General features: G+C 72.4%; 26 protein-coding genes and 1 pseudogene. 14 read left to right on the top strand and 13 right to left on the bottom strand.

Annotated features, from left to right (window positions below; genetic code table 11):
• Positions 1-710: 710 nt before the first annotated feature.
• From ACGFIB_RS33775 to ACGFIB_RS33765, 3 genes and pseudogenes are all read right to left on the bottom strand, one after another.
• Positions 711-1,736, bottom strand: coding sequence for a LacI family DNA-binding transcriptional regulator (locus ACGFIB_RS33775; protein ID WP_142575817.1), 1,026 nt, complete (start codon positions 1,734-1,736; stop codon positions 711-713).
• Between the two features lie 266 nt (positions 1,737-2,002).
• Positions 2,003-3,769, bottom strand: a complete 1,767-nt coding sequence (locus ACGFIB_RS33770; RefSeq protein WP_393377295.1) for a ricin-type beta-trefoil lectin domain protein — start codon at positions 3,767-3,769, stop codon at positions 2,003-2,005.
• Between the two features lie 419 nt (positions 3,770-4,188).
• Positions 4,189-4,281: pseudogene (locus ACGFIB_RS33765) on the bottom strand (DNA-binding response regulator); the annotation flags it as partial.
• Between the two features lie 206 nt (positions 4,282-4,487).
• Between ACGFIB_RS33765 and ACGFIB_RS33760 the strand changes: the two are divergent.
• Positions 4,488-8,018 (top strand): AfsR/SARP family transcriptional regulator, encoded by a 3,531-nt coding sequence (locus tag ACGFIB_RS33760; protein ID WP_393377292.1) that lies wholly within the window; start codon positions 4,488-4,490, stop codon positions 8,016-8,018.
• Here the strand turns inward: ACGFIB_RS33760 and ACGFIB_RS33755 are convergent.
• Entirely contained in the window at positions 7,967-8,419 is a 453-nt protein-coding gene (locus ACGFIB_RS33755) for a S26 family signal peptidase (RefSeq protein ID WP_393377289.1), read from the bottom strand. The two genes, ACGFIB_RS33760 and ACGFIB_RS33755, sit on opposite strands and share 52 nt — an antisense overlap.
• 207 nt (positions 8,420-8,626) lie before the next feature.
• Between ACGFIB_RS33755 and ACGFIB_RS33750 the strand changes: the two genes are divergently transcribed.
• From ACGFIB_RS33750 to ACGFIB_RS33715, 8 genes are all read left to right on the top strand, one after another.
• The gene (locus ACGFIB_RS33750; protein ID WP_167748496.1) at positions 8,627-8,836 is read left to right on the top strand and encodes a hypothetical protein; all 210 of its coding nucleotides are present in this window, start codon (positions 8,627-8,629) and stop codon (positions 8,834-8,836) included.
• Between the two features lie 30 nt (positions 8,837-8,866).
• Positions 8,867-9,382 (top strand): MauE/DoxX family redox-associated membrane protein, encoded by a 516-nt coding sequence (locus ACGFIB_RS33745; protein WP_393377287.1) that lies wholly within the window; start codon positions 8,867-8,869, stop codon positions 9,380-9,382.
• 19 nt (positions 9,383-9,401) lie between these two features.
• On the top strand, positions 9,402-9,944 hold the full coding sequence (locus ACGFIB_RS33740; RefSeq protein ID WP_393377285.1) for a TlpA family protein disulfide reductase: 543 nt from the start codon (positions 9,402-9,404) through the stop codon (positions 9,942-9,944).
• 5 nt (positions 9,945-9,949) lie between these two features.
• The gene (locus ACGFIB_RS33735) at positions 9,950-11,830 is read left to right on the top strand and encodes an ABC transporter ATP-binding protein (protein ID WP_393377282.1); all 1,881 of its coding nucleotides are present in this window, start codon (positions 9,950-9,952) and stop codon (positions 11,828-11,830) included.
• A 214-nt stretch (positions 11,831-12,044) separates the two neighbouring features.
• Positions 12,045-12,638 carry a TetR/AcrR family transcriptional regulator gene (locus ACGFIB_RS33730; protein ID WP_142575876.1) on the top strand — a complete coding sequence of 198 codons (594 nt, stop codon included), beginning with the start codon at positions 12,045-12,047 and terminating at the stop codon, positions 12,636-12,638.
• Positions 12,635-13,474, top strand: coding sequence for an alpha/beta fold hydrolase (locus ACGFIB_RS33725; RefSeq protein WP_393377280.1), 840 nt, complete (start codon positions 12,635-12,637; stop codon positions 13,472-13,474). The genes ACGFIB_RS33730 and ACGFIB_RS33725 overlap by 4 nt, the downstream gene beginning before the upstream one ends.
• 113 nt (positions 13,475-13,587) lie before the next feature.
• Entirely contained in the window at positions 13,588-13,926 is a 339-nt protein-coding gene (locus ACGFIB_RS33720) for a YciI family protein (protein WP_357267004.1), read from the top strand.
• On the top strand, positions 13,923-15,152 hold the full coding sequence (locus tag ACGFIB_RS33715) for an RNA polymerase sigma factor (RefSeq protein WP_393377278.1): 1,230 nt from the start codon (positions 13,923-13,925) through the stop codon (positions 15,150-15,152). Before ACGFIB_RS33720 ends, ACGFIB_RS33715 begins: the two co-directional genes overlap by 4 nt.
• Before the next feature lie 138 nt (positions 15,153-15,290).
• Here the strand turns inward: ACGFIB_RS33715 and ACGFIB_RS33710 are convergent, their stop codons facing one another.
• Positions 15,291-16,274, bottom strand: a complete 984-nt coding sequence (locus ACGFIB_RS33710; RefSeq protein ID WP_357252357.1) for a hypothetical protein — start codon at positions 16,272-16,274, stop codon at positions 15,291-15,293.
• Between the two features lie 42 nt (positions 16,275-16,316).
• The gene (locus ACGFIB_RS33705) at positions 16,317-17,309 is read right to left on the bottom strand and encodes a hypothetical protein (RefSeq protein WP_357252360.1); all 993 of its coding nucleotides are present in this window, start codon (positions 17,307-17,309) and stop codon (positions 16,317-16,319) included.
• 132 nt (positions 17,310-17,441) lie between these two features.
• Here ACGFIB_RS33705 and ACGFIB_RS33700 point away from each other — a divergent pair, with 132 nt between their 5' ends.
• From ACGFIB_RS33700 to ACGFIB_RS33690, 3 genes are all read left to right on the top strand, one after another.
• On the top strand, positions 17,442-18,596 hold the full coding sequence (locus ACGFIB_RS33700; RefSeq protein WP_393377275.1) for a histidine kinase: 1,155 nt from the start codon (positions 17,442-17,444) through the stop codon (positions 18,594-18,596).
• Positions 18,584-19,246, top strand: coding sequence for a response regulator transcription factor (locus ACGFIB_RS33695; RefSeq protein ID WP_393377272.1), 663 nt, complete (start codon positions 18,584-18,586; stop codon positions 19,244-19,246). Before ACGFIB_RS33700 ends, ACGFIB_RS33695 begins: the two co-directional genes overlap by 13 nt.
• 333 nt (positions 19,247-19,579) lie before the next feature.
• The gene (locus ACGFIB_RS33690; protein WP_357252368.1) at positions 19,580-20,356 is read left to right on the top strand and encodes an SDR family NAD(P)-dependent oxidoreductase; all 777 of its coding nucleotides are present in this window, start codon (positions 19,580-19,582) and stop codon (positions 20,354-20,356) included.
• Here ACGFIB_RS33690 and ACGFIB_RS33685 read toward each other — a convergent pair.
• From ACGFIB_RS33685 to ACGFIB_RS33655, 7 genes are all read right to left on the bottom strand, one after another.
• A complete protein-coding gene (locus ACGFIB_RS33685; RefSeq protein WP_393377381.1) occupies positions 20,353-21,171 on the bottom strand; it encodes a LysR family transcriptional regulator in 819 nt (272 codons plus the stop codon). The genes ACGFIB_RS33690 and ACGFIB_RS33685 overlap by 4 nt on opposite strands.
• 405 nt (positions 21,172-21,576) lie before the next feature.
• Positions 21,577-22,434, bottom strand: a complete 858-nt coding sequence (locus ACGFIB_RS33680; protein ID WP_393377269.1) for a hypothetical protein — start codon at positions 22,432-22,434, stop codon at positions 21,577-21,579.
• A 260-nt stretch (positions 22,435-22,694) separates the two neighbouring features.
• Entirely contained in the window at positions 22,695-23,027 is a 333-nt protein-coding gene (locus tag ACGFIB_RS33675; protein WP_191053260.1) for a YnfA family protein, read from the bottom strand.
• A gap of 93 nt (positions 23,028-23,120) precedes the next feature.
• Positions 23,121-23,576, bottom strand: coding sequence for a MerR family transcriptional regulator (locus tag ACGFIB_RS33670; protein WP_393377267.1), 456 nt, complete (start codon positions 23,574-23,576; stop codon positions 23,121-23,123).
• Entirely contained in the window at positions 23,573-24,004 is a 432-nt protein-coding gene (locus tag ACGFIB_RS33665; protein ID WP_393377264.1) for a hypothetical protein, read from the bottom strand. The genes ACGFIB_RS33670 and ACGFIB_RS33665 overlap by 4 nt, the downstream gene beginning before the upstream one ends.
• 104 nt (positions 24,005-24,108) lie before the next feature.
• On the bottom strand, positions 24,109-24,810 hold the full coding sequence (locus ACGFIB_RS33660; RefSeq protein WP_393377262.1) for a cation transporter: 702 nt from the start codon (positions 24,808-24,810) through the stop codon (positions 24,109-24,111).
• A complete protein-coding gene (locus ACGFIB_RS33655; RefSeq protein ID WP_142575836.1) occupies positions 24,810-25,145 on the bottom strand; it encodes an ArsR/SmtB family transcription factor in 336 nt (111 codons plus the stop codon). The genes ACGFIB_RS33660 and ACGFIB_RS33655 overlap by 1 nt, the downstream gene beginning before the upstream one ends.
• Before the next feature lie 217 nt (positions 25,146-25,362).
• Between ACGFIB_RS33655 and ACGFIB_RS33650 the strand changes: the two genes are divergently transcribed.
• Both ACGFIB_RS33650 and ACGFIB_RS33645 read left to right on the top strand, forming a co-directional pair.
• Positions 25,363-25,647, top strand: a complete 285-nt coding sequence (locus tag ACGFIB_RS33650) for a heavy-metal-associated domain-containing protein (protein WP_357266975.1) — start codon at positions 25,363-25,365, stop codon at positions 25,645-25,647.
• 65 nt (positions 25,648-25,712) lie between these two features.
• A partial coding sequence (locus tag ACGFIB_RS33645; protein ID WP_393377259.1) for a transposase occupies positions 25,713-25,936 on the top strand: 224 nt, incomplete at its 3' end.

The following is a 25,936-nucleotide window of genomic DNA, read 5'->3' as shown; positions in this document are numbered from 1 at the left end:
GAGGTCCGTCGGAGACCTGTCCGTGTCTTGAGGGAGAGACGGCTTAAGGGAGAGACGGCCGTCGGCTGCGTGGTCCGGGCTCGGCCTGTGCCGCGGAGGCCGGACCCCGATCCGAAGATCCTGGATCCGGGCAGATTCGTGTTAGCGCTAACATTTGTGTTTACAGGGCAGCTCTCTCTCTGCGATTGACGTAGGTGGTGGTGCGGCGGAGCAAATACGACGGCCGACGCCGCGTCAAGGCTCCTGCCTCTGCCCGCCCGGCCCCCGGGTCTGCCGGGGCGTCTCATCTGCCGCGACGAGGAGGGAGCTCGATCGTTGCGGGGCGTGGGGGTGAAACTTTCACGACAGGCGTCCGCCGGTGAAGAGCCGCCGGAGCCGCTCTGCCGGGGCGGCGAAACGTCAGCCGAAGGGTCGGAAGAAACACCAGCTCAGGGCCGGAGTCGCCGGGAGGATCAGGGAAACGGGCCGCTCTCGGCCCGGGCACGTTTCGTGGCGGTCATCCGACCGGCCACCCGAAGGGTCGTCTCCGGCCGGGAGGGTCGTCTCCGGCGGTCGTCTCCGGACCGGGGGCCGGGGCCGGGGCAGGAGACGGTCGCGGTGGCGGGGCTGGTGGCGGTGGCGGGGCAGACGGGGGCCGGTGGCGGTGGCGAGGCAGGCGGGAGGCGGGGGCCGCCGGGATGGCGTGGCGGGCGCGGGAACGCGTACAGCCGTCAGGAACGGTCATCCCTGGCACGGGCGGGTCCGGTGGTGCCGCGCAGCGAGATGGGCGGCGCGACCAGGAGATGGCCGTGCGGGGTGGTGGGATCGGCGATCAGCCGGATGAGCATCTCGACGGCGCGGGCGCCGAGCTCGTCCGCCGGGACGTCGGCGGCCGTGAGCGGGGGGTGCAGGTTCTCCGCCCAGTGGCGCGCGGAGACGCCGGCGATGGAGAAGTCGCGCGGCACGACCAGGCCCGCCTGGGCGAGCGCGTGGTACATCCCGGGGGTGGCGGCCTCGTTGAGGGTGGCGATCGCGGTCAGGTCGGGGCGTTCGTCGAGGAGCCGCTCGACGCAGGAGACCCCCGATTGGGCGTCGTCGGCGCAGCACGTCTGCACGCCGTCGAGACGACGCTCCGCCATCGCGCGGGTGAAACCGGCCTGGGCGCGGTGGCCTGGGCCGTACCCGGCCGCCACCAGCTCCTCCGAGCGGTTGATCAGCGCGATGTGGCGATGGCCGAGGTCGGCCAGGTGATGCACACAGTTGGCGATCAGCTTCTCGTAGTCGATGTCCACCCAGGACATCTCCTCCGGGCGGCTGGTGCGGCCGATGCCGACGAAGGGCAGCCCGGCCTGCCGCAGGCGGGTGACCCGGTCGTCCTCAAGCCGTATCTCCATGACGATGACGCCGTCCACGCGTCTGCCGCCGACCACGCGCTCGAAGGATCGGTCGTGCTCGCCGCCGGACGGCGACAACAGGACGTCCAGGTCGGCGTGTGCGGCGGCGTCGACGACGCTGGCCACGAAGCCGAGCTGCATGTCGGTCAGGCGCCGGCTGGCGGGAGGGATGACCAGGCCGATGGTGTGGGTCCGGCCCTCCTTGAGCGCCTTGGCGGCGGCGTTGGGCCGGTAGCCCAGTTCGTCGATGACCGCTTGGATGCGCCGGCGGGTCTCCTCCGACACGGGACGCTTGCCGCTCAGCGCGTACGAGACGGTGCTGCGCGCCACGCCCGACCGCTTGGCGATCTCCCCGATGTTCACCGGCGCTCCTCACCTGGTCCGACCGATATGCACATCGTAAGTCGAATCGAGCGCATGGAATGACGATCGCGACGCATGCGACGGTCCGCGCGACCCCGGTGACGTGCACGGTCGGTGGGTTTCGGTCCCCGCGAACCGGTTCGACTCGCGGCGGAGAGGTCCGCGCCCCCGGTGCCCGTGCGGCCGGACGCCGGTCGGACGTGTGACGCACGTCCGACCGGCGTGGCGGTCATGGGCGAAGCGAACCGGCGTCGGCGGTCACCCGGTCAGCTCCGGGTCCATTTCTGACTGGTGGTGCCGGTGCAGGCCCACAGCTGGACCTTCGTGCCGTTCGCGGTGCCGAAGTTGCTCGCCTCCAGGCACAGGCCGGACTGCACGCCGGTGACGGTGCCGTCGGCGTTGACGTTCCACTGCTGGTTGGCCTGACCGTTGCAGTCCCAGATGATCGCCCGGGTGCCGTTCGCGGTTCCGGCGGCCTCGGCGTCGAGGCACTTGGTGCCGTACACCTGCAGCTGCCGGGAGGAGGTGTAGGTCCACTGCTGGTTGTTCTGGCCGTTGCAGTCCCACAGGCTGAGTTGCGTGCCGTTCGTCTGCGACACGTTCGGCACGTCGAGGCAGCGGCCGGCGTTGACGTTGCGGAACGCCGACGCCGACCCTCCGCCGCTCCCGGGTGGCAGGAGTGTGATGGTGAAGGTGTCGTCGACGGCGGTGTGCGGAAGGTTGACCGTGGTGCCGTTGCCGGACAGGGTCGCCACGGTGTCCTGGACGGTGACCGGTCCCTGGACCGCGCCGCCGCCGTTGTAGGGGATGCGCTCGACGAGGACGCGGACCTGGTTGTTCTGCACGATGCCGCTGGTGGTGTCCAGGCGCTGCAGGTTGACGGCGACGTTGCCGGTGGTGCGGCCGCCGCCGACGAGGATCTTCGCGTTCCCGCTCGCCTTGGTGGCGAAGGCGTCGTAGTTGGAGCTGGGGGTGACGGAGGCGATCTGTCCGGTCTGCGAGCCGTAGAACCGGTAGACCCACCATTCGCCCTTGGGCTGGTACTGGCCGGAGGAGTTGTGGACGAGGAGGTTGCCCAGGTCGTTGTGCAGGTTGTTCCCGCCCGCCCAGTTGGCGCGCAGGCCGTCGGCCCCGGCCCGCTCCAGCCGCGCGATGTACCAGGCGCCGTCGGCGGGGTTCTGCTCGTTGGAGGCGCCGTACTCGTTGATCTGGTAGGGGCGGGGGTGGGCGATGCCGCGGGAGTTCAGCGTGGTGTCGGCGGTCGCGACGTTGGCCACCGGGTCGCCGGGCAGGGAGTGCCAGCTGACGATGTCGGGCACGACGTTGTTCGCCTTGACGTAGTCGAGGTACTGCGTCCACCAGCCGCCGGTGGACGGCACGCCCGCGAAGCTGGGGCCCACGATCAGTTGGGAGGGGAACGCGGCGCGGATGCGCTGGTAGGCGCGTTTCCACATCTCGAAGTACTGCGATTGGGGGCGGTTCCAGAACAGGGTGATGTTGGGCTCGTTCCACAGGTCCCACTGGACCGGGGCGCCGGTGGCCTGGACGTCGGCGATCAGGCGGGTGAGGAAGTTGTCGTAGTCGGTCCAGTTGCCGTTGTCGCCCGGGAAGCGCGAGATCGGGTAGCCGTCCGCGCCCCACAGGTCATGAACGAGCAGGATGAACTCGCCGCCCAGCGACCGGGTGCGCAGCAGCTGGGCGCGGGTGGCGTTCCACCGGCGGTCGTACTTGCCCGACACCCAGCCGCCCGGGGAGTCGAGCTGGGCGCCGCCGGCGCGCATGTACCGGAACTTCACGTCGGTGAAGTAGTTGCTCGGGGGGTTGGCCGCGTTCTCGGTCATGCCGTAGATCCACCCCGACGCTCGGTAGGTCGGAGAACCGCCCGCGGCTGAGAAGTTGACGGAGATGGACTCGTCGGCGGCCTGGGCCGGTGCGGCGGTCGCGACGACGGACGCGGCGACGATCGCCGCGGCGGAGAAGAAGGCGGCCAGACCGCGGCGGCGACTTCGCCGCCAACTGAAGGTGGTGTTCACTCGTGACTCCTTCGACGGGGGGGTGGGGGGTCCCGGGACGAGCCGTGGCGCTGTCCTGGAACCTGGGGTGTTGCCGTCTGTCGGTCGGGTGAAGCAAAGGGCGGTCTCGAAGCAGGCGACGCATCGAATCGATTCGCAGACAGGGTAAATTTAGGCGGCAAGGCGTGTCAATCACATGTGTCCCGTGGATGAAGAACACGTGTCCGACGCCTAAATCTGCGGAGATTCTTCGGGTTGGGCACCGAACATCCAGCTCACGGTCTTGTTCTCGAATCGGTTCGCCAGCAGAGGTGCCGGTGAGGAGCCGGTCGCAGGACTGGCAGGCGGGGGAGCCCGGGACAGCGAGGTCGCCGAGCGCGGGCACACGCCCACACTCTTGCCCTGGCCGTACCGTGCCGACAGGCGCTCTCACCCGCGCATCAGGTCACCAGGCCCCTGCGGTAGGCGTAGACGACGGCCTGCACGCGGTCACGCAGGCCGAGCTTGGTGAGGATGCGCGACACGTACGTCTTGCGCACCGCGCCCGTGATCGCGCCACCAGGGCCTATACGACGCATATACCGGCGTCTCCGAAGCTCGGCCGCGCCCGCAGACGTACGCGAAGAGAAGGTGACCATGCGACGGAGGCCGCCGGGGGAGGGCATGGCCGGGGAGGAGGCGGCGGGCGCCCCGGCCGATCGAAGGCTCGCGCCGGTGACCGGCCTCGCGAGGGGTGACGGTGTTCGAGTTCGACGTTCTCGGGCCGCTGCGGGCGAGCCGCGACGGGGTGCCCGTTCCGCTGGGCGCGGCGATGCTGCGCCGCCTGCTGGCGGCCCTGCTGTGCACGCCGGGCAGGCCGGTGGCGGTGGCGGCGCTGATCGAGGCCCTGTGGGGGAGCACGCCGCCCCGCAGCGCGCACAAGACCTTGCAGATATACGTGCTGCGGTTGCGGCGGGCGCTGGGCGAGCGCGACCGCGTCGTCCACCACTGCGCCGGTGGTTACGCCGTCACCGTGCTGCCGCCGGAGCTGGACGTGCTGCGGTTCCGGGAGCTCACGGCGGCGGGGCGGGCCGCCGGGAGGACCGCGGACCTGGCGAAGGCGGGCATGCTGTTCGAGCGTGCGCTCGGCCTGTGGCGGGGCCCCGCCTACGCCGACGTCGGGGACGTGGCGATGGTGGCCGACGAGGCCCGGCGGCTTGAAGAGGAACGGCTGCTGACCTGTGAGGAGCTGGCCGTCGTCGACCTGGCCCGGGGCCGCCACGCGGAGCTGGTCACGGGCCTGACCGAGATGGCCGAGCTGCATCCGTACCGGGAGCGGCTGCACGCGTGCCTGATGCTGGCCCTCAGCCGGGCCGGGCGCCAGGCCGAGGCGTTGCGGCTCTACCAGCGGACGCGGACCGTGCTCGGCGAGGAACTCGGCGTGGAACCCGGCCGGTTGCTGCGACGGGTGCACGAGGCGATCCTGCGGGACGAGGTGAGCGGTCCGTTCGCCGGCGAGATCCTCGGGCCGGAGACGGCCTGCGCGGACGAGCGCGCCGCGTACCTCGAAGCCCGGAGCACCGTGGAAGACACCCTGGACGAAACCGTGGAAGACACCACAGGAGACATCGGGGGAGACACGGCCGGGGACGATGCCGGGGGAGACGCGGAGGGCCGGGCGGACGCGGCCTGGATCGGTGAGGGGTGGATTGGCAAAGGGCGGATTGGTAACGGGCGGACGGGTGAGGGGTGGGCCGGTGAGGGGTGGGCCGGTGAGGGGCGGACCGATGAGGGGCGGACCGATGAGGGGCGGACGGGGCCCGCGACGACCGTGCCGTGTCAGCTGCCACCGGACATAACGGACTTCACCGGACGCCGGGACACGGTGGAGTCACTGCGGCTGTGGCTCACCGGCGCGGACGGACACACCGCCGCGACGCCGATCGTCACGCTGTACGGCGGTGCGGGCACCGGCAAGACGACGCTCGCGGTCCACGTCGCCCACCGCCTGCGGGAGACGTTCACCGACGGCCTGCTCTACATCGACCTGCGCGGGACCCGCCCTCGGCCGGTCGAACCGGCCGAGGCGCTGGCGCGGTTTTTGATCGCCCTCGGGGTGGACGCGCGGGCGGTGCCGGACGAAGCCGAGGAACGCGGGACGCTGTTGCGCACCGTGCTGGCCGATCGTCGCGTGCTGGTCGTGCTGGACGACGCCGCGGGCGAGGAGCAGGTCAGGCCGCTCCTGCCGGGTGGTGCGGGCTGCGCCGTGCTGGTGACGAGCAGGCGCGGGGTCGCCGGGTTGAGCGCCCGCTCCGTACGCGTCGGCCCGTTCGACCCGGCGTGCGCGACGGAGCTGCTCGGGCGGATCGCGGGGCCGGTTCGGGTGGCGGCGCGGCCCACGGTCGCCGCCGAGATCGTCCGGCTCTGCGGTCACCTGCCCCTGGCGATACGGATCGCCGGGGCGAAACTGGCGCTGCGCGAGCACTGGCGGCTCGACCACCTCGCGGATCGCCTGCGGGCGGAGCGGCGGCGCCTGGACGGCCTCGCCCTCGGAGACCTGTCGGTCCGGGCGGGGCTGGCCGCCGACTACGACAGGCTCGGCGAGACCACCCGGCGGGCGCTGCGGATGCTCGGCCTGCTCGACGTCCCCTCCTTCGCCGCCTGGATGCTCGCGGCGGCCCTCGACGTGACGGTGCGCGAAGCCGAGACGTACGCCGAGCTGCTCGTCGACGCCCAGCTCCTGAGCTGCGAGGGCAGCGACGGCAACGGGCGGTTCCGCTACCGCCTCCCCGAGTTGGCCCGGCTCTACGCGCGGGAACGCGCCGAGCTGGAGGAGACCGCCGGCGAGCGGGACAGGGCCGTCACGCGCGTTCTCGGCGCGTTGCTCGCACTGGCGGAGACGGCGGACAGCGGACTGCCGGAGCAGAGGGCCTCCGTCATCCGCGGCGCGGCCCCCCGCTGGTACGCCCACCCCGCCACCACCAGGGCCCTGGTCGGTGATCCGACGGCCTGGTTCGACAGCGAGCGGCCGACGCTTCTGGTGGGGGTGGCGCAGGCCTGCCGGCTCGGTCTGGTCGAGGCGGCCTGGGAACTGTCGGCCCGCGCGGCCGGCTACTACGCCTTCCGCGGCCACTACCGAGACTGGGCGTCCTCGCACGAGCTGGCGCTGCGGGCGTGCGCACTGGGCGGCGACCAGTGGGGCGAGGCGGTGCTGACGCTCGGCCTCGGCCACCTGTTCATGGTCGGCGTGGGGCCGCGGCGCGGCGTCGCGCCGGACGCGATCGAGGCGGCGCTCGCGGCGTTCGGCGCGGCGGGGGACCGGCACGGCGCGCTCGACCTGCTGTGCGTGCGGGCGTTCGCGCTGTGGCGCGGGGGCGACCCCGATCAGGCCCGCGCGGTGGCGGACGAGGCCATGGCCGTGGCCGAGGAGATCGGTGACGAGGCCGCTCTGAGCCGCCTCTGGTACGTCCGCGCCGTCATCGATCGGGAGCAGGGGCTCCACGAGGACGCGCTCGCCTGCGCGGACCGGGCGCTCCGCCTGGCGATCGGCGGGAACAGTCTCGTGGCCAGGACCCTCGCCCTGCGGGAGATGGCCGCCGCCTGCCGCGACCATGCCACGGGCAGGCGCGTCTCCCGTCACCTCTGGGAGGGCCTGCAGATCTGCCGGCGGCGCGGGGACCGGCTGTCGGAGGCGTATCTGCTGCTCGCCCTCGGCGATCTGCGCCTTCGGCTCGGGCGCCGGAACGCGGCTTCGGACGTGGCCTGGGACGTGACTGCGGAAGTGGCTTCGGACGTGGCTTCGGACGTGGCGAAGCAGATCGAGCGGGCACTGGCCGTGTTCGAGGAGTTCGCGGTCCCGTCCGGACGGGCCGCCGGGCTCCGCGTCCTGGGCGAGTCGCAGCGTCTCGGCGGCCGGGCCGACCAGGCGGTGCGCACGCTCGGCGACGCGGTGCGCGTGGCGCGCGGGCTGCACGACCTGCACGAGCAGGCGCTCGCGCTGAGGGCCCTCGGCCGGGCCCAGCGCGACCGCGGCGACCAGGCGGCGGCCACCCGGTCCTGGACGGCGGCCCACCGGCTGTTCCAGCGGCTCGGCAACACCACCGAGGCCGCCGCGACGGCAGCGGCAGGCATGGACCGGGCGGCAGGCATGGGCGGGGCGGCCGGCGTGGACGGGGCGGTGGGCATGGGCGGAGCGGCGGCCATGGAGCGGGCGGCGGGCGTGGACGGGGCTCCGCCCGATCAGGACAACCTGCGGATGACGACGCCCAGCACCTCGCTCACCGGCAGGTAGCCCCAGTGCCGCGAGTCCCGGCTGGTCGGGCCGTCGCCGAGGACCACCAGCCGGCCGGCCGGGACCACGTCGCCCGGCGCGGCGTGCACGCCCGGCGCGACCTGGTCGGGCACCCTGTCGCCCGGCATCGCGGCGACCCGCTTGATCAGCCACTCCGTACGGCGCAGTCCGGACGCGCGTCCCGAAGAGGCGGCGCCGCCCGGCTGCAGGCGCCGGAAGACCACCACCTGGCCGCGCCGCGGGACCGCCCGCCCGCCGCGTCGTATGAGCACCCGATCTCCCGGCTGGTACGTCGGAACCATGCTCGTCCCGGCCACCCGTACCACGACGAAGCGTCGCCGGGCGGCGACCGCCCCGGCGACCGCGGCCAGCGACAGCAGCGCAATCACGACGTGTTGCATGATCAACCTTCCGGCCTGGTCAGGCGATCGCGATTGTGCCGGGCCCGGCCTGCGCGACGGTTGCGCGGCGCCTGCGGTGTGCTCACGGCGTCGCGGCGCGTTCGGGCAACTGGCGCGCACCCGGCGCGCAACCGCGGCGAAGGCCGCGCGGAGCATCCTCACAGGGCGGGCGGCCTACCACGCCCGAACCCAGCAAAGGGAGAAACGATGATCCGCACGCTGAACCGCCTGGGAGACCGGCTGCTCGAAAAGCTCCTCCCCGGCGCCGAAGCCCAGGCCGACAACTGTTTCGAATACTGGCCGACTGGTGGCTGCAACCGCTACAAGGACTGCTACCCCAACCCGACCGGCTTCCTCTGCATCACCTACTGGCGGAGCAGTTGCGGCGGCGCCTGGCAGAACATCGGCTACTGCTGACACCGGCCGGCACGTCCAATGGTCTACGCCGTGCTGACCGTCCGGCTCGTGCTGACGGGGGTCTTCCTGGTCTCCGTCCTCACGAAGCTGCGCACGCGGCGGGCCTTCGGCGAGTTCACCACGGCGGTGCGGCGGCTCGGCGGCCTTCCCACGGGTCTCGGGACGCCCGCCGCCGTGGTGGTCGTCGCCGTCGAGGCCGGGACCGTCGTCATGCTGGCGGCGCCCGGCCTCGACGGCGACGGCAGGGCAGGTCTCCTGCTCGCCGGGGGCCTGCTCCTCGGGTTCGCCGCGGTCCTGGTGACGGCGCTGCGGCGCGGAACGACCGCCGCCTGCCGATGCTTCGGCGGCTCCGATGAGCCGGTCAACCGCCGGCACGTGGCGCGCAACGCCGTTCTCGCCGCGTGCGCGGTGGCCGGGGCCGCCGCGACGTCCGCCGCGGGCGGCACACCCGTCGCGCCGCCCGCCGCCGTCCTCTGCCTGGTCGGGGCCTCGGTCGCCGTCGGCGCCGTCGTGCTCCTCGACGACCTGCTCCACCTCCTCCGCTGACCCCTCGAAGGGAACGCCCATGGCCGTCCTGGTCGCCGCCGTCGTCCTGCTCGGCGGGCTCGTCCTGGTGAATCTGCTCCTTACCGGCGCGGTCATCAGACGACTCCGGAAAATCACCAAGGATTCCCTCGCCGGGGCAGTGCCCGGAAACCCCGGGCTCGCCGTGGGCGCCGAGGTCCCGGCCTTCTCCGCGCTCACGGTCTCGGACACGAAGGTCACCGCGGACGACTTCGTGGGCGAGCGCACCCTCGTCGGGTTCTTCAGCACCGACTGCCCGCACTGCCTGCCGAAGGCGCCCGTCTTCGTCACGACCGCCCGTGACGCCGCCGCCGACGGCGTACGAGTCCTGGCGGTGGTGGTGGAGGGCGAGAGGAGACCCGCCGAGCTGCTCGCCGCCCTGACCGGTGACGTGAGCGTCGTCGTGGAGGGCGAGGGCGGCGCGATGGCGGAGGCGTTCGAGGTCAGGGCCTTCCCGTCGTTCTTCCTGGTCGGCCCCGACGGGACCGTCGCCGGGAGCAGCCTGAAGCCGGAGCTGCCGACGGCCGCGCCGTCCCCGGTCTGACCGGCGTGAGGTCACGACTCGGGCCGCTGCGGCTCACCCTGGCGCTCGTCTGGCGGGCCGGACCGGTTCTCGCTCTGTCCCAGCTCGCCATGGCGGTTCTGACCGGCGCATCCCCCGTCGCGATCACGTGGCTCACCAAACTGCTGATCGATCGCCTGACCGCCGGATCGGGCCCCTCGACGACACCGCTCGCCGCCGCGATGGCCGTGCTCGGCGCCCTGACCGCGCTGCTGCCCCACCTGTCCGGGTGGGTCCAGCGGGAGCAGCAGCGCCGCATCGCGTGGCGCACCGGCGACGAACTGTTCACCGCGGTGTGCCGGATGCAGGGGCTGACCAGGCTGGAGAACCCGGATTTCCACAATCGGCTCCAACTGGCCCAGCAGTCCGCCCAGACCGCCCCGCAACTCGTCACCGAGTCGGCGCTCGGAGCGGCGCGCGGCGGCATCACCATCGCCGGGCTCCTGGGCGCGCTCGCCACGCTCAGCCCGCTCCTCGCCGGCGTCGTGGCCGCGGCCGCCGTGCCCGAACTGATCGTCCAGCTCAGGCTCGGCCGCCGCCGGGCGTTTCTCCGCCTGGAGATGGCCCCCGCGGAACGCCGCCGGATGTTCTACCAGACGCTGATGCTCGACCATCAGGCCGCCAAGGAGATCCGGCTGTTCGGCATCGGAGGCTTCCTGCGGGGGCGCATGCTGGGCGAACTGGCCGCCGAGCAGCGGGCGGAGCGCCGGATGGACCTGACGGCCGTCCGGCACAACGGGGCGCTCACCGCCCTCAGCACGGTCATCGCGGGCGCCGCGCTGATCGTGCTGGTCTCCCGGATAGCGGGGGGCCAGGCCGGCATCGGCGACCTGGCCGTCCTCACCGCCGCCCTCGCCGGCACCCAGGCCTCCCTGTCCGGCGTGGTGATCCAGCTGGCCCACCTGAACGAGGCACTCGTCCTGGCCGGCCACTACGCCCACGTCGTCACCATCGGACCCGACCTGCCGGAACCCGCCACCGGCGGCGACACGCCGCCGCTGCGGCATGGCATCGAACTGCGCGACGTGTGGTTCCGGTACGACCCCGGCCATCCGTACGTGCTGCGCGGCCTGAACCTGACCATCCCCCACGGGCGGAGCGTGGCCCTGGTCGGCCTGAACGGTGCGGGCAAGAGCACCGTCGTCAAGCTCCTGTGCCGCCTCTACGACCCCGAGCGTGGCAGCGTCCGCTGGGACGACGCCGACCTGCGCGAGCTGCGCGTCGACGACCTGCGCCGCCGGATCGGAGCCGTGTTCCAGGACTACGTGGCCTACGACCTCACCGCGGCCGAGAACGTCGCGGTCGGCGACGTCGGCTCCCTCGACCGGCCGGAGCGGATCCACGAGGCGGCCCGCCGGGCGGACGTCCACGACACGCTGGCGAGCCTTCCCCGCGGCTACGACACCATGCTGTCGCGGTTCTTCGCCGCCGAGCAGGGCGAGGACTCCGGCCGGGGCGTGCTCCTGTCCGGGGGGCAGTGGCAGCGCGTCGCCCTCGCCCGCGCCCTCCTCCGCGCGGACACCGCCGACCTGCTCATCCTCGACGAGCCCAGCTCGGGGCTCGACCCCGAGGCCGAACACGCCGTCCACCAGCGGCTCCGCGACCACCGCGGCGGCCGTACGAGCCTCCTCATCTCGCACCGTCTCAACACGGTGCGCGGGGCGGACCACATCGTCGTCCTCGCCGACGGGCAGGTGGCCGAACAGGGCACCCATGACGAGCTGATGGCCCTCGACGGCGAGTACGCCCGCCTGTTCACCCGCCAGGCGGCCGACTTCCAGCTGAGCGGGGCCGCCGATCCTGGGGGCACCGGTCTCGGGGGCGCCGCTCTCGGGGGTGCCGTCGTCGGTTCGCCGGCGGAGGCGTGAGCGACCCTGCGCACGGCGGGCGCGTCGGGAGGATAACCGGCCCCGGCCGCCCCTGGCGCCCTGCCGTCCGCGTCGTCCGCGTCGTCACCGCGGTAACCGCTTGCGCTCCTCGCCCGGCCTGAGGCATCCTTGGATCCCAAGGAAGAGCCTAGGGGTTCTAGGAATGCTCCTAGGAATGGTCACAGTGCTTCAGACGGAGAAGGGCGGTATGCCCATGGCGCGGGCCGGGTTGACCGCGGACCGGGTGACGCTCGCCGGCGCCGAGCTGGCGGACGAGGTCGGGCTCGAACACGTGACCATGTCGGCGGTGGCGCGACGACTCGGGGTGAAGGACGCCAGCCTGTACGCGCACGTCCGCAGCCTGGAGGACCTGCGCGGGCGGATCGCGCTGCTGGCGGCCGACGAGAAGACCGTCCGCATCGCGGAGGCGACCGCGGGGCGGGCCGGAAGGGACGCGCTGGTGGCGTACGCCAACGCCTGGCGGCAGTACGCCCACGACCATCCGGGCCGATACACCGCGACGCAGATCCCGATTCAGATCGACCCCGAGCTCGTGGCCCGGGCCGCCGGGCCACGGCGTGCCGTCGAGCTGACCTACAGCATGCTGCGCGCCTACGCGCTGCGGGAACCCGACCTGACCGACGCGGTCCGGCTGATGCGCAGCACGCTCCACGGCTTCACCAGCCTGGAGGCCGCGGGCGGGTTCGCGCACGCCCGCCCGGCGGAGGACACCTGGGTCCGCTGTCTCGACGCCCTGCACACCCTCCTTGAGCACTGGCCCACGCATGGTGAAGGAGAACCGACATGACCAGCCCGGCCATGGGCCACCTGCGGGTGGACGGCGCCACCCTGCGCTACGAGGTGCGCGGAAAGGGCCCGCTCCTGCTGCTGATCCCCGGCGGCACGGGCGGCGCGGCGTCCTTCGACGGCGTCGCCGACGCCCTGGCCGCCGACTACACGGTGGTGTCCTACGACCCGCGCGGCCTGTCCCGCAGCCCGCTGGACGACCCGGAAGCCCCGCAACGGGTCGAACAGCATGCCGACGACGCGTTCCGGCTGCTTGAGCTGCTGTCCCCGGACGCGCCCGCGCGCGTGGCCGGCTGCAGCTCGGGCGCGATCGTCGCGCTGCACCTGCTCACCACCTGTCCCGAGCGGATCGAACGCGTCGTGGCGCACGAGCCGCCGCTGGTGGAGGTGCTGCCGGACGCCGCCGAGCATCGCGCGCTGCTCGCTCGCGTTCAGGACACGTTCCGCCGGGAGGGGCTGATGCCCGCGGCGGCCGTGTTCGCGGCCGGCATGCGGCGGCCCGGCGCCGATCCTGCCGATGCCAAGGCGGTCACCGAACTCCCCCCGCAGGCGGCGGCACGGGTGGAGCGGACGATGGCCGACATGCCCTACTTCCTCGGGCGCATCGTGCCGAGCTTCATGGCCTACGCGCCGGATGTGGATCGTCTGGAGGCCCTGTCGGACCGGCTCGTGCTCGCCGCCGGAGCGGACTCACAGGGCGAACTGCCCTACCGTCCCGCCGCCTTCCTCGCCGAACGGTTCGGTGTGGAGCTGGTCCACTTCCCCGGCGGGCACACGGGGCTCAGCACGCACCCCGCCGAGTTCGGCGAGCTGCTCCGCAAGGTGCTGAGCGCCTGATCCGGCCGCGCCGGCAAAGTCGGGCCGCCCGGGTGTTTGTGAGGCGGGTGTCGTATGAGGCGGGTGCTCATTCGTCTTCCTGTTGAACGCCGATCGAAGGAAGAGAGTCAACCGTGAAGTACGTGCTGATGTTCGTCGAGACGGAGGATTTCGCCAAGCGGCTGGAGGCGATGGACGGGCTGGAGCGCGAGGCCGCCTACGAGGCGGTGGTCCGCTGGTTCGCCGAGAACTCCGGCAGGATCACGCATCACATGCATCTGGCGCCCGCGCACACCGCGACCACCGTACGTCTCGGCGGCGGCGAGCCCGTCGTCACCGACGGGCCGTTCGTCGAGGGCAAGGAGGTGGTCAGCGGCTACGCCGAGGTGGAGGTGGCCGATCTGGACGAGGCGCTGAAGATGGCCAGGTCCTGGCCGGCGTGCCCGATCGTGGAGATCCGCCCGGTCGCATGAGCGAACCGGACGGCGACCGGGGGAGCCGTGAGGTGCTGGCCCGCGTGGTGCGTGAGCACGCGGGCCGCCTCGCGGCGTGCCTGGTGCCGCTGCTGGGCGACTTCTCCGCCGCCGAGGACCTGGTGCAGGACGCCGTGGAGACCGCGCTGCGCCGCTGGCCGGTCGAGGGGGTGCCGGACCGGCCGGACGCCTGGCTGTTCACCGTGGCCCGCCGCCGCGGCCTCGACGTGCTGCGGCGGGAGACGAACTACCGTGCCAAGCTGGCCCGGCTGCGATGGCCCCAGCCGGGGGAGAGCGACGACCGGCTGCGGCTGGTCTTCACGTGCTGCCATCCGGCGCTGTCGCCGCACGCCCGGATCGCGTTGACCCTGCGGGTGGTGTGCGGGCTGAGCACCGCGCAGATCGCCGCCGCCTTCGTCGTGCCGGAGACCACGGTGGCCCAGCGGCTCACCCGCGCCAAACGAAAGATCGCCGAAGCGGGCATCCCCTACCGGATTCCGGCCGTCGAGGAGCTGCCCGAGCGGCTGGAGGCCGTGCTCGCGGTCGTCTACCTGCTGTTCAACGAGGGCTATCTGTCCAGCGCCGGCGATCGGGCCGAAGCGCGGGACCTTGCCGACGACGCCGAGTGGCTGGCCGGGCTCCTGGCCGTCCTCATGCCGAGTGAGCCGGAGGTGGCCGGGCTGCTCGCGTTGATCCGGCTCCATCGGGCGCGCGGCGCGGCCCGCTTCGACTCTCATGGGCGTCTGGTGCCGCTCGCCGAGCAGGACCGCGGCCGGTGGGACCATGCCGCGATCGCCGACGCGACCGCGTTGCTGACGCGTACCGCCAGGGCCCATCGCCGGCCGGGGCCCTACCAGTTGCAGGCCGCGATCGTGGCCTGTCACGCCGAGGCCGCCGACTTCGAGCACACCGACTGGGCGCAGATCCTCGTGTTGTACGACATGCTCCTGGCCGTGGCGTCCTCGCCGGTCGCCCGGCTGCACCGGGCCGTCGCCCTGCGTTATGTCAAGGGGCCCGTGGCGGCGCTGGCGGAGCTGGCCGGCCTGGAGGAGGCCCTGTCCCGCTACCCGCTCCTGCACGCGACCCGAGCAGAACTGCTGCGCGCGCTGGGCGACACGAGCCAGGCGCGGCTGTGTGACGAGCGGGCGCTGGGCCTGACCGCCAATCCGGCCCAGCAGGCCCTGCTCCACCAGCGGCTGGACTCGGCTCATGGGGAGTGGCCATAGCGCCCCCGGACCGCAACCCACGGCTGGTGTTATTGATCTACTACGTAAAGGCGCTCGCCGCGAACGGACCGGCAGGTCTTCGATGCCCACCACGTGGCCCACGGCCCTGTCGCCGGGGCGGCCTGGCCGCCTACTGCCTCACCTGCGGCGCGCGGGAGCGCTCAGCACGTCGCTGAGGTCGTCGACCTCCAGCCCCCGCCCCGGCGTCGCCCTGGGCGCGGTGATCGCCATCGGCCTGTCCCAGCTCCGGTACTGCGTGGCCAGGTGCGCCCGGAGAATGCGGTCCTCTCCGAGTCCCGGGACCTTCGGCCGGGGGTGCGCGTAGAAGCGCCAGCCGACCCGGTAGGGCCACCCGCGGTCGTCGTACATGTACGTCCATGTCACCTCGGACGCGCCGAGGTGCGAGGTTCCCGCGGACTCGCGGAAGCTGGGGGACACGCGGTAGAGCTCCTTGAGCGTGATCGTCCCGGTCAGGGTGTAGATCCGCTGCCTGCGTCCGGTGGTGCGGTCCTTGGCCCAGGGTGCGACGCTCTTGCGGCTCTTGGTGGACAGCAGCGTGCGCAGCGTGGCCGGCTCCAGGACGTTGACGAACTGGTCGCCGTACGCGGCGGCGGCGCCGCTCGCGCGGCCGGTGCGCGTCCAGGCCTTCGCTCGCGGCGCGAGCTGGTACTGCCAGCCGCCCACGCTGACCGTGCGCAGCGTCCCCACCGTGCGGAGCACGCCGGCGAAGTAGGGATCCTTGGCCGCCTCGTCCACCACCAGCTGCTTGTTGCCGATGCTCAGTCGCCGGACGTGTTCCGAGGCGATGACGCCGGCGCGCCCCAGCTTGACCTTGCCGGTGCCGCGCAGCTCCATGCCGCTCCCGATGTACGTGCTCCTGCCGTTGCTCAGCCGCACCTGTCGCGTCAGATCCGTGGAGGCGCTCCCGTAGAACTCGGTCGTCGCGCCGGCGCCGCGGGCGAGCAGGGACTGCAGGCCCGCCATCGGATCGGGTTCGGCCGCCCGGACGTGAGCGGTGGCGTGAGCGGTGGCGGGGGCGGCGGTCACCAGGGCCAGGGCGACGATGAGGGGGTGCATGCCGTACATCCAGGGGGTGAGCGGACCGATCTTGGGTGTGGGCAATCTAGCGTGCTTTCGCCTTCTCCACGTGGTCCACGTCGTGTCTCATCGGGAGTGGGCGAGGCCGGTGACGCGGCGGCCCAGCATCGCCAGCAGGCACACCATCACCACGCCGACGGCCGCCAGGCCGGCGCGGTCGGCCGCCGTGTCGGTGTTGGAGATCAGAGCGAAGGCGGTGTGGGCGATCAGGGCGCCGGAGGCCAGGGCGAGGCTGTGCCGGTCCGTCCACAGGCCGCCGGCCGTCCAGCGGCGCAGGAGCCATGCGACGGCGACCGCCAGAACGGCGGCGGCCGACATGGGCACGATCACCCACCCGCCGTGGGTGAAGGCGGGCTGGGTCGCGCCGCCGAAGGGGAACAGCAAGGCCAGGTAGCCGAAGGCGGCGACGGCGCCGAACACCCCGGCCGCCGCGGGCGCGGGCGGGCTGATCGAGGGCATGCCCTGGCGGACCTTCAGCCGCAGCCCCGCCGCCGTCAGCAGGACCACGGCGGCCGCACAGCCCGCCAGGATCGCCGGCGGCGCCTCGTACCCGGGGTCGATACTCGTCACCACCGTGACCCGCAGCAGCAGCGCGCCGAGCACGAAGACCGCCCCCGCCAGCCAGGTGCCGAGTCTGCCCAGGTAGGGCCGGTCGCGCAGGGACGGGACGATCAGGTCGGTGAGGAGGATCGGGATCGCGGCGCTGAAGACCGCGTGGTAGGGAATCTGCAGCTCGGCGTAGGCGCTGTTCAGGCCCAGGACCCGGGGCGCCCACCCGGCGGCGCCGTAGATCGTGGGGCTGCTCAGCGCCTGCAGCGCCAGGCCCTCCTCGACGATGCCGTAGGCGGCGCCGAGCAGCAGCACCCCGATCCAGCCCGTCCCGGCCCGCCGTACCAGCTCGCGTACCAGGACGACGCCCGCGCCGTATATCGGGATCCACAGCAGCAGGAGCCAGGCCATGCGCAGCGGCGGGTTGCCGAGGGTGAACTCGGCCACGAGCGGTGTGATCACCGCGAGGAGCAGCGCGGCCCGGCGGCCGCCCGTCTTGTTCGAGGTCATGCGGCCAGCGTGTTCCGCGCACACCATCCACGTCTGCCGCCCCGGGTCCTGGCCGTGGCAACCCAGGTGACAACCCGGCGTCGACTTTGGTTGCTGCCGCCGGCGGGCCCGCCGTCACTACGCTGGGCGTCCGTGACGGCAGACGTACGGCCGGGTCCGGCGAGGACCCGGCGGGACCGGGCGATCCGGGTGGGAGGCGTCGCCTGCGCGCTGGCCGCGGCGGCGGTCGTCGTGCGAGACGATTTCGGCGCGGCCTCCGGATGGTGGCCGGCCGTGGACGTGGCCGGCGGCGCGGCGGCGTGCGGGGCGCTGTGGCTGTCGCGCCGGTGGCCGGCCACCATGGCGCTCGTGGCCGTGGCACTGGCGGTGCCTGCGGCCTCGGCGGCGGTCGCGGCGGGCATCGCCACGCTCATGGCCGCCCTGTACCGGCGCTCGGTTGTCGCGATCGGCGTGGGCGCCGCCTGGGTGGCCGCGACGCTGGCCCGGTTCTGGTTGCGGCCGCCGGGGCTGGCGCCGTACCCGGTGTGGGCGCTGGTCGCGGTGCTGTTCGGGGTGGCGCTGACCGGATGGGGGATGCTGGCGCGGGCCCGCCGCCAACTGGTGCTGTCGCTGGCGGAGCGGGTCCGCAGGGCCGAGGAGGAGCAGCGGCGGCGGGTCGAGCAGGCCCGCCACGCCGAACGCCTGGCCATCGCCCGCGAGATGCACGACGTGCTGGCGCACCGGCTGTCGCTGCTGGCGCTGCACGCCGGGGCGCTGGAGTTCAACGCGCGGGCCGACCCCGAGGAGGTGGTCGAGGCGGCCGCGGTGGTGCGCTCCAGTGCGCACCACGCACTCCAGGAGCTGCGCCAGGTCATTTCGGTGCTCCGCGAGGCGCCCGTCCTTTCCGAGCTGGACCTGGGCGGTCTGGTCGAGGAGGTACGGCGGGCGGGTATGCAGGTCGAGATGCGCGACGGCGGTGTGCGCCTGCCCGAGCTGCCGGGCGCGACGGCGCGGGCGGCCTACCGGATCGTCCAGGAGGGGCTCACCAACGCCAGGAAGCACGCGCCGGGTATGCCGGTGACCGTCCGCCTGGACGGCGGGCCGGACCGGGGCCTCGCGATCGAGGTGCGCAATCCCGTGGTGCGTGCTCCCCGGGGGGAGGGCGCCGGCCTGGCCGGGATGCGGGAGCGGGCCGAGCTGGCGGGCGGCCGGGTGGAGCAGGCCGGGGTGGAGGAGGGCATGGTGGAGCAGGCCGGGATTGGGGAAGGCGAGTTCCGCCTGGCGGTCTGGCTACCATGGCCGGTGTGAGCGCCATCCGCGTGCTGGTCGTGGACGACGACCCGCTCGTCAGGGCGGGTCTGACACTGATGCTCAGGGGCGCCGACGAGCTCGTCGTGGTGGGCGGCGTGGCCGACGGCGCCGACGTCGGAGCCGCGGTCGACGCGCATGCGCCCGATGTGGTGCTCATGGACATCCGCATGCCGGGCCTGAACGGGATCGACGCCACCCGGCTGCTGCGGCGGCGGCCCGACCCTCCCCACATCATCATGCTCACCACGTTCGACGCCGACGAGCACGTCTTCGGCGCGCTGCGCGCCGGGGCCAGCGGTTTCCTGCTCAAGGACACCCCGCCGGAGGGCATCGTGGACGCGGTCCTCCGGGTCGCGGCGGGCGAGCCGATCCTGTCGCCCGGCGTGACCCGGCGCCTGATCGCCCACCTGGCTCCGGAGGCGGAGGACCGCCGCCGCGACGATGCACGCAGGCTGCTGTCCAGGCTCAGCGACCGCGAGCGTGAGGTCGCCGCCGCGGTCGGCCGGGGCAGGTCCAACGCGGACATCGCCGCCGAGCTCCATATGAGCGTCGGCACGGTCAAGAGCTACATCTCCCGCATCCTCACGAAGACCAACCTGGACAATCGCGTCCAACTCGCCCTCATCGCCCACGACGGTCCGCTCTAGCCGGGCCCGTTCCCCGTACGCGGTCGACCTTCGGCGGGAAGTTCCCGGAGCGGCGGCCGTTCACTGGACGAGGACGGGCACGAGCACCCTGTAGATCACCAATTCGCGCAGACAGTCGTCCTGGTCCGGCCCTGTGAGCGGTGGCCGGTCAGCCGGCGAAGCCGAAGACGGCGACCCCGCCGTTCACCCCGGTCTTCGAGTCTCACTCCTGAACGAAGCAGCAGGTCATCGATACCTGGGACGCATCGCCTGATACCCGGGTCATCATTGGTCTTCCATGATCCCAGTGGTGAACTCGAAGTGTTCGAAACGGGTCAAACAGCAGGAGTTCATATGGGACAGCTCGCCGGCAGGGTCGCGGTCGTCACCGGCGGCAGCGCGGGGATCGGGCTCGCCACGGCACAACGCTTCGCCGAGGAGGGCGCACTCGTCTATATCACCGGCCGCAGACAGGGGGAACTGGACGCCGCGGTCGCCGAGATCGGCCACGGCGCGGTCGGCGTACGGAGCGACGTCACCGACCCCGAGGACGTGGACCGGCTGTACGCCAAGGTGTCCGAGGACGGCCACCGGATCGACGCCGTGGTGGCCAACGTCGGGTTCGGCGAGTTCGTCGGTCTGGCGGACGTCACCGGCGAACACATGGACAAGATCCTCGGCGTCAATGTGAAGGGCACGGTCTACACGGTGCAGAAGGCGCTGCCGTTGCTCAACGACGGCGCGTCCATTGTGCTGGTCACCTCGATGGCCTCCACCAGTGGGCAGAAGGGGCTGAGCGTCTACTCCGCGTCCAAGGCCGCGGTCCGGTCCTTCGCCCGTTCCTGGGCCAACGAACTGAGCGGGCGCGGCATCCGGGTCAACGCGCTGGCCCCCGGCGCCACGGATACACCCGCGATGGACGCCGCTCTTGACGCCTCCGGCTTGGACGCGGCGGCGCGGGAGAAGTGGCGGGCGGATCACGCGGCACCGATCCCGCTGGGCCGCTTGTCCCGGCCCGAGGAGCAGGCCGCGGCCGTGCTCTTCCTCGCCTCTCCGGCGAGCAGCTACATCACGGGCGTCGAGCTCGCCGCCGATGGAGGCGCGACCCAGCTCGGTTTCGGACTCGTCTAGAAGGCGCGGTCCAGCGCGGCGCGGCCCGCGGCGACCGCCTGCGCGGTCCGGACGAACAGCGGCCCCGCCGTGTTCCGGCCGCCGTCCGGCCACGCCAGCACGAGCCGGGTCGCCGGGACGTCAGGGACGGGCACCGCCACGACGCTGTCGCCGATCCGGTTGGTGACACTCGCCCCGACGACCACGATCAACCGGCCGAAGGAGACCAGATCGACGATCTTGTCGAGGGGGTCCGGCGGGGGGAACTCGAGGTAGGCGTCCTCCCGGGTCAGCTCGGCAAGGGTCACCGCGGACCGCTTGGCCAGGCGATGGTCGGGCGGCAGCAGCACGACCGAGGACTCCTCGGCCAGATCGGCGGTCGCCATCCCCCCAAGGTCACCGCGACTGCACATCAACGCGACGTCCGCGGCGCCGCTGCGCAGCGCACCGAGCTGGTCGTTGGTGAAAACCACCTCGACCGGCACCGCGCCGGGCAGTCGCTCGTACGCCCGCACCACCTCGGCGAGCAACCCGGGCCCGGTCCCCGGCCTGGTGGTGACGACCAATCGCTGCTGCTGGGCGGCACGCCGGGTCCGCCGCACGGCCGTGTCCATCGCGTCGAGCACCCGGCGGCACTCGGCCAAGAAGACGCCGCCCGCGTCGGTCAGATCGACGCGGCGGCTGGTCCGCTCGAACAGCCGCACTCCGAGCCGGCGTTCGAGTCGGCCGATGGTCCGCGACAGCGGCGGTTGTGCGATGCCGAGCCGCTCGGCCGCCCGCCCGAAGTGCAGTTCCTCCGCGACGGCGACGAAGTACTCCACCTCGCGCGTCTCCATCCGGTCCACGCCGCTCAGGGTAACAACCGAGCACCCCCACGCCCTGACCTGCTCGGTTGCCTCGCAAGCGTGTCAACAAGATCCGGAGATGGGCCGAAGGCCGTCGGCCGAGTGGCGGCGTCGACCGCGGCCGACGCGGCCGGGCCAGCCCGGCGGCGACCTCGGTGTTGGCGTGATCGAGCAGGTGCTCCGCGATCGTCACGCAGACAGCTCTCGTCGTCATGCGATGACCACGATGATCCCGGGCCGGTCGTCCTCTCCGCCTCACTCCACTCCGTCAGGATCGAGCCCGTACGACTGATGCTCGGAGACACCGGGTCTGTCGGACGGCGTCTCCACTGTGATGCACTCGTTCCGTGCTCGGGAGCCGGTCAGCTGACGCACCCCCGGACCCCGGCGTCCTGCTCATCCTGACCGAGGGCGACGGCGTAGCAGGAGTCCGGCGCAGGCGGCGAGGGTGATGACAAGGCCGGTGAGCACGTACATCCGCCCATCCGTCCCGGCCTCGCCGCCGCCTCCGGTCGTAGCCCCGCCTACTGGCGTCGCGTCCACCTCCTGCTCCGCCGTGAACTCCTGGTCGTCCGCCGTGAACTCCTGGTCAAGGTCGTCTTCGTCCGCTGCGGCGGCGGTCACGGTGGTCGTGACGGTCCGGGTCGGCTTCGGGCTGGGGGTGCTGCCATCCGGGGTGGGAGAGGTGTTCGTATGACCGGTGCTCTGGGCGACGGTCAGGGTGTAGGTGGTCAGGGCCGCCGGGCTCCGCACTTCACACTCGATCACCGGTGCGGTGGGTGAGGGACCGATGTTGATGGCGGCCGGCCGCACCATCGCCGTGCCCGCATTGGACGAGGTCGTCTTCATGCTGACCGTGGTCTCCGGCAGCGGGATGGTCTGCCCGGCGGTGACGTTCAGGGGTTCGCTCACGCCGGTGGCGGACGTGAGGTCCTCGATCCCGGTGAGGGCCGCGTAGGCGTACAGCTTGACGCCGGTCAGTCCGGCGGCGGGCGCCCGCAGTTCGCTGCCGGTGACGTAAGTTCCGCTCCAGCCGATCGACATCTGCTGCCCTGCGGTGGCGTTGTCCGGCAGGGTCAGCTCGACGTTGACCTTGACGTCCTGCTTGTCGCCATCGGTGGTGCACTCGTACTCAACGATCTCGGCAGCCACGCGCAGGCTTCGCTCCATGCTGAGCGGGGCGGCGAGAGCCGGCTGGCTCGCCAGCGCCAGCCAACCCGCAAAGACGACCGAGACCACCGTATGGATACGCAACGCCGGCTCCTGATGTGACGTAGGGGTCTACAAGAGACGCGGTACGGGCAAGATCGGTTGTCAGCTGCCCGCCTCCGGATCAAGCTCCTTCCAGGTCGCCCGCCTCAGGGGTGACATGGGGGCTGCCCCCGCTGCCCGCGCTGCCCCCCCTGGGCTCAGCACGCTTGCTTTCGGCGAGCATCTCTCGCTGCTGAGCAGCGGTGCTGCGACGACCGGTTGAACGTCGGCGCTGAGTCGATTGATCCACCCGGCTTGCTCGGTCAGCCACGTGGCGCGTACATGATGACCAGCACGCCGGCCAGGCAGACGAGCGCGCCGATGACGTCCCAGCGGTCGGGCCGGAACCCGTCGACGACCATGCCCCAGACCAGGGACCCGGCGACGAAGACGCCGCCGTAGGCGGCCAGGATGCGGCCGAAGTTCGCGTCGGGCTGGAACGTGGCGACCAGCCCGTACAGGCCCAGCGCGATCACGCCGCCGCCGATCCACAGCAGGCCACGCTGCTCGCGTACGCCTTGCCAGACCAGCCACGCTCCGCCGATCTCGGCGAGGGCGGCCAGGACGAAGAGCAGCAGGGAGCGGATGACCGTCATGGCCGGTAGTACAGCGCATGGCAGCGGTCGATGGGTCTCCGGGGCGCCCTCCGCGCCGCGGTTCGGGCGCTCAGCGATGGTCGGGGTGGGTGCTCACGAAGGCCGGTCCCCCGAGCGGGGGCGGTCGGTGGCCAGGCCGGCGTACGGCAGCGGGCAGTCGGGACAGGTGCAGTTCGTCAGGCTGTCGCAGCCCGCGGTGACCACCTGGGTGAGCGCGGTGCGGATGGTGGTGAGGTCGGCGATGCGCGCGTCCACCTCGGCGATCTTGGCCTGGGCGCGGGCACGCAGGTCGGGAGTGGGATGACCGCGCCTGCCGGCGTCGATCAGCTCGGCGACCTCGTCCAGGGTGAAGCCGAGCCGCTGGGCGGCCTTGATGACGGTCAGCAGGGTGACCGTCTCCGGCGGGTAGGCGCGGTGCCCGCCGGGACTGCGCGCCGGTTCGGCGATCAGTCCGCGACGCTCGTAGTAACGCAATGTCTGCGGGTTGACCCCGGCCCGCCTGGCCACCTGCCCGCTGCGCAGGTGGGGGCCGTCGGGATCCTGCCTCACACCGATCCTCGCGATGCGGCAGACCCCGGTTCGGCAGGACCCGGTTCGGCGGATACCGGTTCGGCAGGTCCCAGATCGCCAGGACCCGGTGCGGCCGACACGGCGCGTGCCTGGAGCGCGTCCAGCACCTCGATGTGCGCCGGCGGCACCGCCACCTCCAGTGTCAGGCCGCCGTCCGCGATGGTCAGGGTGAAGGCGAAGAAGGAGCAGCAGCCGTTCTCCCGCGCGGTCAGCTCGGCAGCCCGGGCGGCGTGCTCCGGGCTGAAGACGAGCTCCAGCCGCAGCCGCTCGCGTCCGGGGCGCCGCACGGCCTGAACCGCCTCGGCGAACAAGGCGTCGAACTCGGCCACCCGAAGCGGCTGCTCCGCAGTGGGCAGGGTGCATGCTGCGGGAGCCCATCCCTGGTCAAGGGCGATGTCCTGTGTCACATCTCTGACGGTAAGCCTGTACTCCGGTACCGGATGCAACCCCTTTGCGCGTGGGTGCGCACCGACAAGCGCGGGGCGTACGCGAGATGACGTCGAGTCGCCGATCACCGGGAGTCGTCCCGGGCAGGGGAGCAGCACGGGTCGCCGCACTGACCGGACGAGGGGGACGGCGTGCGGGCGGGAGCGGCGCAGCAGGCGTCCCCGCGCCAGGCTTCGCGGCCTTCCCTGACCGCGACGGCGGCGATGACCAGGGCGGCGATGGGGTCTGCCCAGGACCAGCCGAAGGCGCTGTTGAGGGCGAGCCCGGCGAGCAGCACCGCCGACAGGTAGGTGCACAGCAGGGTCTGCTTGGAGTCGGCGACCGCCGAGGCGGAGCCGAGTTCGCGCCCGGCGCGACGCTGGGCGTACGACAGCACCGGCATGATCACCAGTGAGAGGGCGGCCAGGACCAGGCCGGGAGTGGAGTGCTCGGCCTCGCCGGCGCCCAGGAGGGTGCGCGCGGCGTCGACGGTGACGTAGGCGGCCAGCGCGAAGAAGGAGATCGCGATGATCCTCAGCGCGGTCTTCTCCCGTGCCTGGTGGTCGGTAGCGGAGAACTGCCAGGCCACCGCGGTGGCGGAGGCGACCTCTACGACGGAGTCCAGGCCGAATCCGACCAGTGCGGCCGAGGAGGCGAGGGTGCCGGCGGTGATGGCGACGACGGCCTCGATCACGTTGTAGGTGATGGTGGCGGCCACCAGCAGCCGGATGCGCCGCCGGAGCGCGTCCCGGCGGGCCGGGGTAGGGCCGAGGGAGATCGCGGTCATCAGCAACACCCCTTCTCATCCGCGTCCACGCAGGTGCGGTCGGCGGCTACCGCGATCACCGCGGTGCGCAGGTCGTCCAGCGCGTGGCCGAGCCGCTCGTCGGCCAGTTCGTAGCGGGTGCGCCGCCCGACGGGCACGGCGACGACCAGGCCGCAGTCGCGCAGGCAGGCCAGGTGGTTGCTCAGGCGGGTGCGGGAGATGCCCAGCAGGTCGGCCAGGTCGGCCGGATGGGCCGGAGCCTCGCGAAGCGCGATCAGGATGCGGCAGCGGATCGGGTCGGCCAGGGCACGGCCGAACCGGGCAAGTACGTCGATGTCGGACGCGATGGTGACCATTGCCCTGACGATACAGGAAATCCTGACTTCAGTCAGCTCTGAATCGTCGGTTGCGTCGTGAGTCGCGCGAGTCGCGGACGGCGCGACAGACGTCGTGCACGAGGTGATGCCCGCCTGAAGCCGGTTGCGCGCTCCTCCACGTTTACACCCCCTGGGGGTATGCTATGGTCTCTCGCGACAGGTACCCCCCAGGGGTAAATACACAAGGAGGACGGGTATGTGCACGGCATGCGCGTGCGGCACGGAGTCGGCCCAGACCACGGCGACCGCTGAGGCGAGCGCGGCGGACGGCCAGGTGGGCAGGGTCTATTCGGTGAGCGGGATGACCTGCGGCCACTGCGTCTCGTCGGTGTCCGGGGAGATCGGCAAGGTCGGCGGCGTGACAGGGGTGGCCGTCGACCTGCCGACCGGCGCGGTCACCGTCAGCGGCGCGGGATTCAGCGACGAGGAGGTCCGGGCCGCGGTGGAACAGGCCGGCTACCAGCTGGCGGCCCGGTCCTAGTAGTGCTTTGTTAGGTCAGCCTGTTGTGTCTGGTCGGCTTCTGTAGGTAGTGGTGCGATGCGGGCGTGACCCCCGAGCACCTCGCACATGTCCGCCGGCAACTGGAGTCCTTCGCCGCTGAGATGTTCGCTCCTTTGACCCGCCGGGATCAGCGGGCCAAAGGGCTGACCTACTTGCGGGGCCTGCTGCTGGACGGCCGCCGCAAGTCGATGCAGCCGATGGCCGAACGCCTGGGCATCGACCACCAAGGACTGCAGCAGTTCCTCACTTCCTCCACCTGGGACCTCAC

Source organism: Microbispora bryophytorum (assembly GCF_043197435.1).
GTDB classification, from domain to species: domain Bacteria; phylum Actinomycetota; class Actinomycetes; order Streptosporangiales; family Streptosporangiaceae; genus Microbispora; species Microbispora bryophytorum.
This window is presented reverse-complemented; position numbering and strand designations above follow the sequence as displayed.